The following is a 13,726-nucleotide window of genomic DNA, read 5'->3' as shown; positions in this document are numbered from 1 at the left end:
CTACCAATTGATTTTTTTGCTCACATAAAAAAAACTCCCATCTTTTTTCATTGCTGTAAAATGTATAGAATCGCTAATCTTATTAAGTTCTTGTATAAACATCTTGTTTTCTTTTCTAAACTTATCATAAGATACCAGTTTTATGGTGTCGTTAGATTTTAAACTATCTAGAGATTTATTAATGCTGTATTTTTTTAATAGTTGTTGAGCATCTTTTTTGGAAATTAAATGATTTCTTTCTTTTACAATTATACCTATTGATTCATTATTGAATGATTTGTCAAAATTTAATTCCAATATTTCTTTTGTTAGATCTCGCTTGTCATATACTTGATAATCAATTCTACTAGGATTTAAAGTTTTATTATTAACCTTATAAAACCACGTTATATAGTGAACAAATGAATTAATTCTTATCTCATATTCAGTTGGAATACTTATACGGAAGCTATCTTTGATTTTATTTTTATCCATATAGTTATTCTCAATTGTTACAATTTCTTTAGAAGTAATTTGGTTAATTTCAATAGTTTTTTTAGGCTTACATGAAAAAAATGATATACAGATTACAATAATTATATAAATGTGTCTCATAGTGAATTAGTTAATAAAAATAGTTTCTATATATGTCATTGGTTTGTCTAAATTATCATCAATTTTTTTGTAATAAAGAATTGTATAAAGTAAACCCTCTTGATATTCATATTTATCAACGGTTTCTCTTAATCGGATTTGATTTTTTTTTAATTCTTCAAATGTTTTATATTTCCCTTCCAATAATTTATTTAACATATCTTGGTTAATTTCAATATATTGATAGTCTCCATATTTCTCTCTATTAAAATCTTCTGAATTTACTAGTTTATAAATTCCTCTAAGACCATTGTCTTTTGCATTTTCAACATCATGCACCACAATATTATCCCAAAGTTCTTCAATGGGTTTGCTTATGCTTGGATAAACAATTGCATTTAAAAAGTCTAAAGGTGCAAACATGGTAGTGATGGTTTCTATTTTTTTTTCGTCCATGGCAAAACGTAATAGATCTAAAGCTTGTAAGATATAATCTAGTTTTTCTGCATTTTTTAATATTGCATTACGAACTCCAATTTCTCTAAAATAATCAAGCTGGCTTATTCCTTTTGTGGTAACAAGTTTTCCTTCTTTTATGTAGCCAAAATTAGCCGCTTGCGTAATTTCATACAGTTTTCCGCTGTTATCAAATACAGGTTTGGTGTAAAGCCTTCGGCTAAATTCTATTTTTCCTAAGTTATTGGCTAAATATCCTTTTTTAAGCTTTTTGATCGCAATAGAATAGCGCAATTTATCGCTGAATTTCACCACCTTTTCACGAACATCTGCAATAGCGTTATTTTTAATATCATCTAGAATAGTATCCATTATATTTTCTAATTCTTTAGATGGCTCTTTTGTAGCAACGATTCCCGCAGAGAAAACAATAAGTTGGCCATCTGCTGTTCTAAGTTCCGGAAAACCATAACCTTCATAAGCTGGTTTTATAAACAAAGTAGTTTTTGAAGGATATACATTAAGTATATTTGTATTTGAAGTCCATGGTTTACCATTATATTCCCATGTCCAATAAAAGTCCAGACAGCCATTCTTAAAACGCCCGAGATCTGCCACAAGATCATCATACCATTTTGGGTTTAGAAATAATTTAATTGTCATTTTATGAGTGCCGTTTACCTCTCTTACAACAGCATTTCGATAGACTTTTTTACCATCAAATGTATCATCATCTGATAAAAACCAATTTAGTATATCTCCAAAATCTTCATCCCAAAGCTTAAATGTTATATTTGTACCAATTGGTATGTCATTGCTAACAGTTAATTGAAAGTAAACCGTTTCTCCAAGATTTGACATAGGTTTAGTGGTATCCTTTTCCAAGTTTCTCATTCCTTCATAATCTGAAGTCCAACAGCCTGAAAAAGCAACTTCAGGTTCTTTTCTAACAGGTCTGGGTTCTGGGTCTCCATAGGTATATTCAGGTGCATAATAATCGATTCGCCCGTTTGAGTTTATTTCTATTTCGTTGGCAAATTCTCTTGTCGTTCCTCTAACTATGTAAGTCGCATTACCGCCAACACGTCTGGTTTTTGTCATAACTTTTAAACTTTTAAAATTAGATAGTTAATGTTTCTTATTTTATGTTAAATATGTCTAAATTTTAAATTTATGTACTGATAAAATGATAAGCACGCTTTAAAAGTTTTATTTGTAATAAAATAAGACTTTTTTTAGTATTTAGAATAGGATTAAATTTGAGAGTTGTTTTCAGAAATTAAAGCAATTCAAACAAAAAAAAGACAGTCCCTCCAATTAAAGAAGAACTGCCCTTTTAGGCAAATTTAAAAATTTGCATTCCTAAGAATGCGTACAGTAATTGGTAATCACTAAAATGAAGACTAAACGCAGGTTATTCGTTTATAACATCGCCTTCCTTAGTTTCTTCGCTGGCAATTTTTACCAGTTTATCTTTTGGAGTTAAGTCACCGAAAATTTCGATTTTATCGTCGATTTCTCTTCCTTTTTTAATTTCAACTCTGGTCGCTTTTTTGTTTACCACTTTTACTACATACAAACCTTCAGCAGAACTAACTACTGCCGATTTTGGTACTACAAACGTACTGTCTTTCGCGTTAAGCGGTAATAAAACTTCGGCAACCATTCCAGGTAATAAATCGCCTTTTGTGTTATAAACATCCATTTCGACTCTTTCAGAACGCAGTTTTAAATCTAAAGCACCGGACATTCTGGTAATTTTAGCTTTAAAATTTTCCGGTAACGATTTTACATTAAAACTCATTTCGTCGCCCGGGTGTAAATATCCTGTATACAATTCCGGAATAGAAACCGCCAAACGTAATTTGCTTTGCTCCTGAATCGTTAACAAAGGCAAATCGGATCCTTTTCCTGCCGGCCCAACAAATGTTCCTAAATTCACATTTCTGGCTGCTACAACACCATCAAAAGGAGCACGAATTTCAAGATACCCTCTCATGATCGAAACTTCTTTATGCGCTGCAATTGCGGCCTGATATTGTGCGTAATCAGAATTCTTTTTTCCGCTTGCCATTTCCAAATCGTTTTTAGAAATTGTTCCTTCTACCTTGCTCGTTTCGTACAAACGGTTGTAAGTGCTTTTGCTGGTAGCGTAAATGGCTTCCATCGATTTTAATCTCGATTCGGCTGCAGCCAGTTGCGAGCTAATTTCAGGCGCTTCCAAAACAATTAAAAGCTGTCCTTTTTTTACTTTCGTACCAATATCAACTTTTAACGTTTTTACGAAACTGCTTACTTTTGCATACAAATCTACTTGCTGGAAACCGGTTAATTCGGCTGGCAAACGCAGTTCTGTTGTTAGTTTTTGTTTTTCTAAAAGGAAGGTTTCAACCTTTGGCTGAATTTCCGGTGTAACGGTTTCTTCTTTTTTAGAATTACAGCTGTTCAGGAAAAATAATGCTGCTAGAAACAGCGGGCTATATTTTATAATTTTAGTGTTCATTTTTTGGTTTTATATAATGAATATGTTTTAATCCGTTGCGTGTATTTTTTTTAAACACATAGAAACATAGCTTTTCTTTGTGCATAGAAGGCGTTTCACTTGTTTAAATGCACATAGCTATGTGTGAAAACTAGTTTTTTCTTTTACCTTTTTTTTGACATAAAATTCTATGTTTCTATGTGTTTAATTTTTAGTTACACTACGATGTGACTTTCAACTTTATGACTTTCCAACTTTTGACTTACTTATCGATGAGATATAATGGATACTTTCTTCGTCTTCAGGATCTAAAGAAACAGATTGTGTCGTTGTTTTTTCCTGTGCCCAGGCAAATATCTGCGGAAGGATTAATAATACGGCAAAAGTAGAAAATAATAATCCGCCAATAACCGCTCTTCCTAACGGAGAAACCTGATCGCCTCCTTCGCCGTGTCCAATTGCCATTGGTAACATACCCGCAATCATTGCAACCGAAGTCATGATAATTGGACGAAGACGCAACGCTGCCGCTTCTCTCGCAGATTCTAATGCATTTCCGTTTATTTTTCGAAGCTGTTCTGCATTCGTAACCAAAAGTACAGCATTGGCAATCGAAACCCCAACCGACATGATAATTCCCATATACGATTGTAAGTTTAACGTAGAACCTGTAATAGTCAGCATTAATAAAGCGCCTAAAACTACCGCCGGAACGGTTGTTAAAATAACCAGCGAAACTTTGAACGACTGGAAATTAGCAGCCAACATTAAGAAGATTACAAATATAGCAACCAATAATCCAGATTGTAAACTACTTAATGTTTCTGTCAGTACAGTACTTAATCCAATAGGCGTTATAAACAAACCACGTGGCAATTCGCCCAGTGAACTAATGGTTTTACCAACATCTTTTGTAGCCGTTCCTAAATCGGTCTGGTTAATGTTGGCCGTAACGGTAATGTATGGCATGGCTCCTAAGTTATCATTTTCACCACTTACAATGCTTGGTGTAATTTTAGCAACATCACTTAAAACCGGACGAAGCGAATTTTTTAATACCGGAATTTCTCCAATATCAGTTTTACTTTTCATCTTGTTTAAAGGCACCTGAACCTGAACGTTGTATGATAATCCCGCTCTTTCGTCAACCCACGTATTTTTTTCGGTGTAACGAGATGATGAGGTCGAAGCTACCAAAGAACGTGAAATATCATTCATATCTACTCCCAATTCGGCAGCACGCGTTCTGTCAATATCAATATTCATAGCCGGATAATGAATTGGCTGACCAATTTGTACGTCTCTGAAATACGAAATTGCTTTTAGTTTTTCTACAATTTGAGTAGCGTACAATTCATTTCGTTTTTTGTCTTTTCCAGCCACTCGAATTTCGATTGGAGTAGGAGATCCCTGGCTTAACACTTTATCGGTTAATTCTATAGGTTCAAAAGAAAGTTTCGTATCCGGCAATACTTTTTTAAGTCTCGCCCTGAAATCATCTTTAAAATCATCCATATCCAGATGAATGTCTTTCAAACTCACCTGAAAAACAGCTTCGTGAGAACCCGCCATAAAAAGGTAAATCGGGTTAATGGAGAATAAAGACGGGTGCTGTCCGACATATACAGACGAAATTCCGATATGTTCTTTCCCCACCATTTTCTCTAATTCTTTTAAAACAATAATAGCTTGCTCTTCTGTTCTTTCCAGACGCGTTCCGTCAGGAGCACGCATTCTCAGCTGAAACTGACTTGAATTGGTTTTTGGGAATACGTCTTTTCCAATAAAAGTAATCAGTACAACTGCCAAAAATATAGCCGAAACCAGATATACAACAGTCGTTATTTTTTTATGAACGAATAAACGGTCTAATGTTCGCATGAAACGAATTTTGAAACGCTCAAAAAGACTTATTTTTCCGTCCAGATTAGTGTCTTCTCTTTCTACATACCCTTTTTTCTGAGTAATCAGATTTTGTTCTGATTCCGGAGTTAAACCACAGTCATTAAATTCAGCTTCGTCATCTGTAATTTCCGGGCCATGTTCGTGTTTTTCATGCCCTTTCATCATCCAGTTTGCCATTACAGGTACAAAAGTCTGCGATAATAAGAATGAAATTACCATTGAGAATCCAATCGCCAATGCTAAAGGCAGGAACAACGCTCCGGGAATACCTACCATTGTAAATGCCGGTGCAAAAACGGCAAGAATACAAAGTAAGATCAATAATTTAGGCAAAGCAATTTCCTGACAGGCATCCCAAATGGCGAGTGCTTTTGGTTTTCCCATATCGAGATGCTGGTGGATATTTTCGATCGTTACGGTACTTTCGTCCACCAAAATACCAATTGCCAGCGCCAATCCTGATAATGACATTAAGTTGATGGTTTGTCCAAATAATTTCAGGAATAAAACCCCGGAAATAATCGAAATCGGAATCGTCATAATTACGATCAGAGCGGCGCGACGGTCACCAAGGAATAATAAAACCATTAATCCCGTTAGAACCGCACCGATAATTCCCTCAGTAATCAAACTTTTAACCGAGTTGATTACATAAACCGACTGGTCAAATTCATACGTAATGTTTACATCTTCAGGTAAAGTACTCTGAATTTTAGGAAGTTCTTTTTTCAATTTCTGAACCACATCCCAGGTAGAAGCATCTCCGGCTTTTGCAATACTAATGTAAACCGAACGTTTTCCGTTTACCAAGGCATAACCTGCGGTAATATCTGCACCGTCTTTTACCGTTGCGACATCGCCTAATTTTAAGTTTTGAACACCGCCTTTGAATAACGGAATCTGTTCAAAATCTTTAACTTCTTTAATGGTATTGTTCGTTGGTGTAATATAGTTTTTGTCGCCCATTCTCACATTTCCGGAAGGAGCCGTTTGATTGTTTACACGAATCGCTTCTACAATCTGATCCGGCGTCATATTATGCGAACGCAGTAAATCCGGATCAACGTTAACCTCAATTGTTCTTGGGCTTCCGCCAAAGGGAGCCGGAGATAATAAACCAGGAATTGCAGTAAAGGAAGCACGAACGTAAACGTTGGCTAAATCCTGTAATTCGTTGTTTGAACGTACTTTACTGCTCAATACCAATTGCCCGATTGGAAGTGAAGAAGCATCAAAACGAATGATAAACGGAGGCTGTGTTCCCGGAGGAAAAGCCGCCTGGATTCTGTTCGACAGCGCACTTAACTCGGCAGCGGCCTGAGCCATATTGGTTCCTTCATAATAGGTTAATTTCATAATCATTAACCCCTGAATATTTTTGGTTTCTACGGATTTGATACCGTTAGAAAAAGGTAAAACATTTACGTAGTTTTTGGCAAAATAAGCCTCCATCTGGTCTGGCGTATAACCTCCAAACGGATGCGCGATATAGATAACCGGCAAATTCATTTTAGGTAAAATATCTACCTTAATGTCTCTGATGGCACCAATTCCGAAGAAAAATAGACCCGCAACCAATACTAAAATGGAGATGGGTTTGCGGAGTGCAAAACGTATTAAATTCATTTGGATCTATAGTTAAAATTCATTTATAAATAAGTCAAAATTGCCCGTTGCAGCTACTTTCAGCAAGAACGACTGCCATACATTGTTGTTGACAATATCACGATCGATTTCGGCACGGTTTAAGACATACATTGTTTGTGTTAAATCGGTCAAATCGGTTAAACCGTTTTTGTATAAAGTCGATTTCTGAACGTAAGCTCTTTTTGCCGCATCAACCTGAATAGGAGCTTCGGCGTAATTTTCCAGTGTAATTTTGATCTTATCTTCAGCAAAATTCAATTGCGATTTCAGTTCTCTGTCTGCCTGATTGTATTCTTCCTGTAATCCCTGAGAAACAAATTTCTGAGCCATAACTTGTTTGCTTGAACGAAACGGAGTAGTTAAATTCCACGTAATTCCAACTCCAAGTAAATAATTGGTACGATCCGGATTTACACCATCCCAGTAATTTCTGCTAAATGCAGTCTGGTCTGTTGCATAACTATTCTCAAATCCCGAAGCTCTGGTTTGTAAAACACCAAAAGCACTCATTGTTGGATAATAAAAACGTTTGTATAATTTAACCTGTTGATTGCTGTAATCGATTTTGGTTTTATAGAATTGCAATAAAGGATGAAGACTGTCATTTGTGGCATTTCCCTGAATCAATTCTTTTGGAATCTGCGTTACAAAAAGGGTATCAGTAACAAAGTCCTGTGGCGCAACGCCCATTAAATCGACTAATTTATTGTTTTGTTCCTTAACGAAATTCCTGGCTAAGTTGAGAGCGATTTTAGCTTTAGAAACTTCGGCTGTAGCCAATGTAGAATCGACTCCTGCCAATAATCCGTTTTTAACTCTCGCAACCGCTGTCTTTTTGAAGACTTCTGCGCGGTCTAAGTTTTTTTGCTGTGAAATCAGTAATCTCTGACTTGCTAATAAATTCAAGTAAGCAGCCGAAATTTTGATTTCCTGCTGGAATTTTTCCTGCTGTAAATCTTTTTCTTTAGCCTGAACATCAATTTTAGACAAATTGATTTTTTCCTGTGTTTTTCCGAAAGTGAAAAAATCCCAGTTCATGTTGACTAAATAAAGTGCACCAAACGCCGAATTCCAGTTTTGTTCCGGAAGAGGCAAACCTGATGAAGCAACTCCTAAACCTCCAAATCCGTAAAGCGGTCCGTTTTGTCCGTTTACAGTTCCGTAATCCTGCTGTGCCGACAAATTCAGGTTTGGCAGATAATCACGTTTGGATTGTTTTAGAGTTTCCTTTGATGCATTGGTGTAATTGTTTTTTGCTCGGATGGAACCGTAATTTTCAAGTCCTGTTTTTACTGCTTCTTTTAAAGACAGGGTTTGAGAATAACCAATTGAGACAAAAATCAATAAAAATAAAATGGTAATTTTTTTGAAATACATAAACTCAAGGTGTGAAATAAAATGTTTTTGATGAAACAAATTTATTTCTCTTACCCTGATAAAAGTCATGTTAAGTGATGTACTGCACTAGTAAATGACGAATTGAATTGGTCATTTTTAAGAAATATAAATTAAATATTTGTTCGAACTTTGTACCCTATTTGAAAATTAAGAATGAATAAAAGAATCGATAACATACTGGACAACAAATGGTGGCAGGAAGTAGCCGTTGTCCTTTTTTCATTTACAATTTATACCTTGAAAAATGATTGGATGTTATTCAGTTCCTTCATTTCTATTGCAATGGGTATATTTTTCTATTGCATTTTATACATGCATGCCCAGTTTAACCGTTTTTTCTTGCTTCCCATTTTATTTAAAGCAAACAAGCCTTTTACTTATATAATTCTGACACTTTTTGGAGTTTTTGTCTTTTCAGTCATTCTTTACGAAATTACAATGCTCGATATGTTTGCCAAATGCCATTTGTATCAAAACTCGCATCAAAGAAGTTATGCGTATCAATTGGCAAGCGTTTTAGGGACTTTGGTCTGTATTTTAAGTCCGATTATTGTATTTAAGTTTTATCGAATCCACAGAAAACAAACCGATGCGGCCTTGTTGTTCAATCAAATGCAGTTAAATTCTTTGAAAGGACAATTGAATCCGCATTTTTTATTTAATACTTTTAATACACTTTACGGAATCAGTCTTCAGTTTCCGGACAGAACGCCTGATTTAATTATGAAAGTTTCGCAGTTAATGCGTTATCAATTGGAAAGTAACAGTAAACAATGTGTATCTTTAGAAGACGAACTGGAATTTATTAACAGTTATGTTCAGCTTGAAAAAGAACGCGTAGGATATCGTTGCGATATTACTTTTGAAAGTAATGTAGATAACGAAAATGCGTATAAAATTTCGCCAATGTTGTTAATCGCTTTTATCGAAAATGCTTTTAAACACGGAACCTGCGCGATCGAAAACTGCTTTGTAAAAATCACAATTACAGTTCAGAACGGATTATTGAATCTTCATGTTATGAATTCGATTCCGAAGAAAAATGATGTCATTTCAACCAAAATTGGTTTAAAGAATACTATTGAACGTCTGAATTTAATTTATGGAAAAGATTATAAATTAGACATTCAGGATGATAAAAAGACCTACGTTGTAGATTTGGAAATACAGCTTAAAAAGTTTGTAGGATGAGAGAAACCAAAAAATGTATCATTGTAGATGACGAACCTGCCGCGCATTATGTTTTGGCGAATTATATCAAACAGAATCCGCAGTTAGAATTGGTTTTTCAGGGGTATAATGGTATTGAAGCTATGAATTTTCTTCGTGAAAATACGGTAGATTTAATGTTTTTGGATATCAATATGCCGGAGATTTCGGGTATGGAATTGTTGAAGATTCTTCCAACACATCCCAAAACTATTCTCACAACAGCTTATTCTGAGTTTGCTCTGGAAAGTTATGATTACGGTGTAATTGATTATCTCTTGAAACCCATTTATTTTCCAAGGTTTTTAAAAGCAATTGACCGCTTTTTTGCAACAGAAAGTGTAAGGAAAGTCGAAGAAGCAACTATCAATTCTGTGAGTGTAAAAGTCGATGGCTATTTTATCGAAATAGAATTAGAACAGCTTCTGTTTGCACAGAGTTTTGGAAATTATGTAAAACTAAATACGACCAAACGAAATTATCTGGCTTCGATTACGACAACTGAATTTGAGAAATGTCTGCCGGAAAAGAACTTTATGCGTATTCATAAATCTTACATTGTAGCTTTAGATAAAATTGATGCTACCGAAAAAGATTTTGTTGTAATTAAAAATGAAAGAATTCCAATTGGAATTACCTATAAAAGAGAGTTGACCGACAGATTAAAAAAGCTGGAATTATGATTTTCGGTTTAATTTAATTCACTGGTTTTTAGTCTTAAAAAACGTTCTTAAAAATTTTGTATGCTTCATTTGTACTTCATTAAAAAGTAGTACTTTTAATACGTTGTTTAGCGTTTAATTTAAAAATAAAACCATGAAAAACGTGTTTTTGGCTTTTACTTTTTTATGCAGCAGTTTTTTAATTGCACAAGAAGGAACCAATATGAAAAAAGTGATAACACCACCGGAAAAGGTGAGACTTGCTTTTGAAAAAGAATATCCGGGAAAAGTTCCGGTTTGGTCTGAGGAATATGTTGGAGATGATAATGACGAGCTTCGTTATGAAGCGCGATATAATGTCGACAATAAAACGAAAGCATTGGCGATTTACGATAATCTGGGAAATATGAAAGCTTATGAACTGCAGATTCCTTTAAGTCAGTTACCTGCAAAGGCACAAGCTTATTTAAAGAAAAATTATCCCGCAAAAGCCATTAGAGAGATTGCAGTTGTTGTAGATTATAAAAATGTAACTACTTATGAAGTTGGAGTAAAAAAAGACGCTAAATTCTATGATATTCAGTTTGATAAAGAAGGTGGTTTTGATGTGATTATCGAAAAACCAGAATAAAAAAGTAAGAAAATACTTTTATTTGTTTAGATTTGCATTTATTTTGAAATTTAAACATGAGAACATTTATTCTATTTCTATTTTTTATCTGTTGCAATCTGGTAAAAGGGCAAGGAGCAAGTATTGTGCCTCCTGATAATGTTATTAATGCTTTTGAAAAGCAATATCCTAAAAAGAAAGCTAACTGGAATGTTGAATATGGAAGTAAAAACGATGATATCACTTTTGAAGCAAAATTTACTCAGGCTCCCAAAACCATAGCTTTTGCTCAATATGATCAAAATGGAGTTTTTAAAGTTTATAAAGTGCAAATGCCAGTTCTCAAATTAGCAAAAAAAATCCAGAGTTATTTAAAAGCTAATTATTCAGTTAAATCTGTTAAACAGGTATTTTCTGTGATGGATTATTCAAACAAGAAGAGCTTTGAAGTGGGAGTAATTAAAGATTCAAAATTGTATAATTTGATTTTTGATCAGGATGGTGAATTCCTTAAGAGGATCCAAATAAGATAAAAACGGCTTACTAATTCAATTTATTTTGAAACGACAAACCCGATAAGTTTTTTAATGCTTATCGGGTTTTGTTTTTTGTAATAAGTTATAGGTTAAGGGTTAAGGGTTAAGGGTTAAGGGGTAAGGGTTAAGGGTTAAGGGTTAAGGGTTAAAGGTTAAGGGTTAAAGGTTAAGGGTTAAAGGTTAAAGGGTTAAGGGTTAAGGGTTAAGGGTTAAGGGTTAAGGGTTAAGGGTTAAGGGTTAAGGGTTAAGGGTTAAGGGTTAAGGGTTAAGGGTTAAGGGTTAAGGGTTAAGGGTTAAGGGTTAAGGGTTAAGGGTTAAGGGTTAAAGGTTAAAGGTTAAGGGTTAAGGGTTAAAGGAATTAACTCCTAACACATAACACATAACTCATAACTTATAACTCATAACTTAATTTAAAGCATCATTCCGCCTGATGCTTCAATTCTTTGAGCGTTTATCCAACGGGCATCTTCAGTACATAAGAAAGCTACAACACCTCCAATATCGTCTGGTAAACCAACTCTTCCTAAAGCAGTTACTGAGGCAATTTGTTGATTCATTTGTTCATTGTCACGAACCACTCCGCCACCAAAATCAGTTTCAATTGCTCCCGGAGCAACAACGTTCACTCTGATTTTTCTGGCGCCTAATTCTTTTGCCTGATATTTAGTTAAAGTTTCCATTGCACCTTTCATAGACGCATAAGCAGCGTAACCAGGGAAAGAAAATCTTGCTAAACCAGTTGAAATGTTTACGATTCCGCCACCGTCATTCATAACGTTTAATCCTTTTTGAGTTAAGAAAAAAGGCCCTTTAAACTGAATATTGGTCAATTGGTCAAATTCCGCTTCTGTTGTTCCAATGAATGAATTATGGATTCCGATTCCGGCATTGTTTACTAAAAAGTCGAATTTATCTGTTTTAAAAGTATCTTTTAAAACGGTTTCCACTTCTTTGAAGAAAGCATCGAATGATCCTGATTCTGCTACATTTAATTGTAATGCAGCTGCTTTTTGACCTAAACTTTCGATTTCTTTTACCACCAAATCAGCTTCTTCTTTTTTGCTGTTGTAAGTAATAATTACATCAATTCCTTTTTTAGCAATCGCAATTGCCATATTTTTTCCTAAACCTCTGCTTCCGCCTGTAACCAGAGCGATTTTTGTATTTACTGCCATTTTATATAGTGTTTATTGTTTGTTGTTTATTGTTTGTTGTTTGTCTGAGAGAGATCGGAAATCTTCGGTACGAATATCCTTCGACTACGCTCAGGAAGACAAATTTTTATTTCAGAAAATTTTTAAACACATAGAAACATAGATTTTAGTTCTCTTTTAAAGATTATAGAAAGAAACTAGTTTCTAACACATAGCTAGGTGTTTTATTAAAAGTGGAATGCCTTTTATTCACTCCAAATCTATGTTTCTATGTATTTAAAATTTAAGAATGCATTGCATTAAAATGATTTCGTAATTCTTCAGCGCTTGCATTTAATCTTGTTTCGCTTGTTCCAAAGGTAAGTTCTTGTCTACCTTCTTTTAACTGTTCAAAAATAGATTCGATAAAACTGCTTACGCTTGGATGTGCGTCGTGAAGACCAATTCCGCCTAAATCTGTGTTTAAGGCTGGGGGAATGATTTCGATTACTTCAATATTTTTTGCTTTTAATAAATGACGAAGTGAAAGCGTGAATGATCTAAAGAACGCTTTGGTAGCCGAATAAACAGGAACTTTGGCAAAAGGAGAAAATGCCAGTCCTGAAGTTACATTCATTACGGTTGTCAAAGATTTTAACTGAATAAATAAGGAAGTTAAATGTAAAGGCGCTTCAATATTCGTATTAATTTCCGCTTTCATACTTTCGTAGAAATCAGCATCTGTTATCGATTTCCAGTTTTGAATTCCTGCATTATTGATTAATATGTTTAAATCAGGATGGTTTTCAGAAATCCATTCGTAAAGCGCTACACGTTCTTTTTCAATAGACAAGTCACAAACTTTAGTAACTACAGTTGGAAACTTTGTTTTAACATCGTTTAAAACTGATTCTCTTCTGCCGCAGATAATCACGGTGTTGTTTTCCTGAATAAATCGTTCGGTAAGTCCAAGTCCGATACCACTTGCACCTCCGGTTATTAGAATTTTGTTGTTTGATAAATTCATCTTTTCGTTCTTTTAATTTGATGAGACAAAGGTAGGAGCAAAGCAGATGTGGGAAGTTGTAAATATCAAACCGATGTTTGCGAAATTC

Annotated in this window: 11 protein-coding genes; 4 read left to right on the top strand and 7 right to left on the bottom strand. The window is 34.5% G+C overall.

The features are described from left to right. The 5 genes from HYN56_RS21085 to HYN56_RS21065 all read right to left on the bottom strand — a co-directional run bounded on the left by HYN56_RS21085 (position 1) and on the right by HYN56_RS21065 (position 8,440). A complete protein-coding gene (locus tag HYN56_RS21085) occupies positions 1 to 594 on the bottom strand; it encodes a hypothetical protein (protein WP_109193999.1) in 594 nt (197 codons plus the stop codon). 6 nt (positions 595 to 600) lie between these two features. Beyond that, positions 601 to 2,130, bottom strand: coding sequence for a hypothetical protein (locus HYN56_RS21080; protein ID WP_109193998.1), 1,530 nt, complete (start codon positions 2,128 to 2,130; stop codon positions 601 to 603). 313 nt (positions 2,131 to 2,443) lie between these two features. Beyond that, complete coding sequence (locus tag HYN56_RS21075) at positions 2,444 to 3,532, bottom strand: efflux RND transporter periplasmic adaptor subunit (protein WP_109193997.1); 1,089 nt, start codon at positions 3,530 to 3,532, stop codon at positions 2,444 to 2,446. A 219-nt stretch (positions 3,533 to 3,751) separates the two neighbouring features. Next, the gene (locus HYN56_RS21070; protein WP_109193996.1) at positions 3,752 to 7,042 is read right to left on the bottom strand and encodes an efflux RND transporter permease subunit; all 3,291 of its coding nucleotides are present in this window, start codon (positions 7,040 to 7,042) and stop codon (positions 3,752 to 3,754) included. A 12-nt stretch (positions 7,043 to 7,054) separates the two neighbouring features. After that, positions 7,055 to 8,440 carry a TolC family protein gene (locus HYN56_RS21065; protein ID WP_109193995.1) on the bottom strand — a complete coding sequence of 462 codons (1,386 nt, stop codon included), beginning with the start codon at positions 8,438 to 8,440 and terminating at the stop codon, positions 7,055 to 7,057. A gap of 174 nt (positions 8,441 to 8,614) precedes the next feature. Between HYN56_RS21065 and HYN56_RS21060 the strand changes: the two genes are divergently transcribed. The 4 genes from HYN56_RS21060 (at position 8,615) to HYN56_RS21045 (ending at position 11,475) form a co-directional block, all read left to right on the top strand. Next, the gene (locus tag HYN56_RS21060) at positions 8,615 to 9,652 is read left to right on the top strand and encodes a sensor histidine kinase (protein ID WP_109193994.1); all 1,038 of its coding nucleotides are present in this window, start codon (positions 8,615 to 8,617) and stop codon (positions 9,650 to 9,652) included. After that, complete coding sequence (locus HYN56_RS21055) at positions 9,649 to 10,353, top strand: LytR/AlgR family response regulator transcription factor (RefSeq protein ID WP_109193993.1); 705 nt, start codon at positions 9,649 to 9,651, stop codon at positions 10,351 to 10,353. Before HYN56_RS21060 ends, HYN56_RS21055 begins: the two co-directional genes overlap by 4 nt. Positions 10,354 to 10,486: 133 nt before the next feature. Then, positions 10,487 to 10,963 carry a PepSY-like domain-containing protein gene (locus HYN56_RS21050; RefSeq protein WP_109193992.1) on the top strand — a complete coding sequence of 159 codons (477 nt, stop codon included), beginning with the start codon at positions 10,487 to 10,489 and terminating at the stop codon, positions 10,961 to 10,963. A gap of 56 nt (positions 10,964 to 11,019) precedes the next feature. Next, entirely contained in the window at positions 11,020 to 11,475 is a 456-nt protein-coding gene (locus tag HYN56_RS21045) for a hypothetical protein (protein WP_109193991.1), read from the top strand. 413 nt (positions 11,476 to 11,888) lie between these two features. On the opposite strand, the gene HYN56_RS21040 is transcribed toward HYN56_RS21045, so the two are convergent. Together HYN56_RS21040 and HYN56_RS21035 are read right to left on the bottom strand one after the other, a co-directional pair. Next, entirely contained in the window at positions 11,889 to 12,653 is a 765-nt protein-coding gene (locus HYN56_RS21040; protein WP_109193990.1) for an SDR family oxidoreductase, read from the bottom strand. A gap of 262 nt (positions 12,654 to 12,915) precedes the next feature. Continuing rightward, positions 12,916 to 13,638 (bottom strand): SDR family oxidoreductase, encoded by a 723-nt coding sequence (locus HYN56_RS21035; RefSeq protein WP_109193989.1) that lies wholly within the window; start codon positions 13,636 to 13,638, stop codon positions 12,916 to 12,918. Between the last annotated feature and the right edge of the window lie 88 nt (positions 13,639 to 13,726).

This window comes from Flavobacterium crocinum, from assembly GCF_003122385.1.
GTDB classification, from domain to species: Bacteria; Bacteroidota; Bacteroidia; order Flavobacteriales; family Flavobacteriaceae; genus Flavobacterium; species Flavobacterium crocinum.
This window is presented reverse-complemented; position numbering and strand designations above follow the sequence as displayed.

What these genes read in the sequence shown, in the direction of transcription:
- HYN56_RS21040 (WP_109193990.1), bottom strand. Translation starts at nt 12,653, where the DNA reads ATGGCAGTAAATACAAAAATCGCTCTGGTTACAGGCGGAAGCAGAGGT.
- HYN56_RS21065 (WP_109193995.1), bottom strand. Translation starts at nt 8,440, where the DNA reads ATGTATTTCAAAAAAATTACCATTTTATTTTTATTGATTTTTGTCTCA.
- HYN56_RS21035 (WP_109193989.1), bottom strand. Translation starts at nt 13,638, where the DNA reads ATGAATTTATCAAACAACAAAATTCTAATAACCGGAGGTGCAAGTGGT.
- HYN56_RS21060 (WP_109193994.1), top strand. Translation starts at nt 8,615, where the DNA reads ATGAATAAAAGAATCGATAACATACTGGACAACAAATGGTGGCAGGAA.
- HYN56_RS21070 (WP_109193996.1), bottom strand. Translation starts at nt 7,042, where the DNA reads ATGAATTTAATACGTTTTGCACTCCGCAAACCCATCTCCATTTTAGTA.
- HYN56_RS21080 (WP_109193998.1), bottom strand. Translation starts at nt 2,130, where the DNA reads ATGACAAAAACCAGACGTGTTGGCGGTAATGCGACTTACATAGTTAGA.
- HYN56_RS21085 (WP_109193999.1), bottom strand. Translation starts at nt 594, where the DNA reads ATGAGACACATTTATATAATTATTGTAATCTGTATATCATTTTTTTCA.
- HYN56_RS21050 (WP_109193992.1), top strand. Translation starts at nt 10,487, where the DNA reads ATGAAAAACGTGTTTTTGGCTTTTACTTTTTTATGCAGCAGTTTTTTA.
- HYN56_RS21075 (WP_109193997.1), bottom strand. Translation starts at nt 3,532, where the DNA reads ATGAACACTAAAATTATAAAATATAGCCCGCTGTTTCTAGCAGCATTA.
- HYN56_RS21045 (WP_109193991.1), top strand. Translation starts at nt 11,020, where the DNA reads ATGAGAACATTTATTCTATTTCTATTTTTTATCTGTTGCAATCTGGTA.
- HYN56_RS21055 (WP_109193993.1), top strand. Translation starts at nt 9,649, where the DNA reads ATGAGAGAAACCAAAAAATGTATCATTGTAGATGACGAACCTGCCGCG.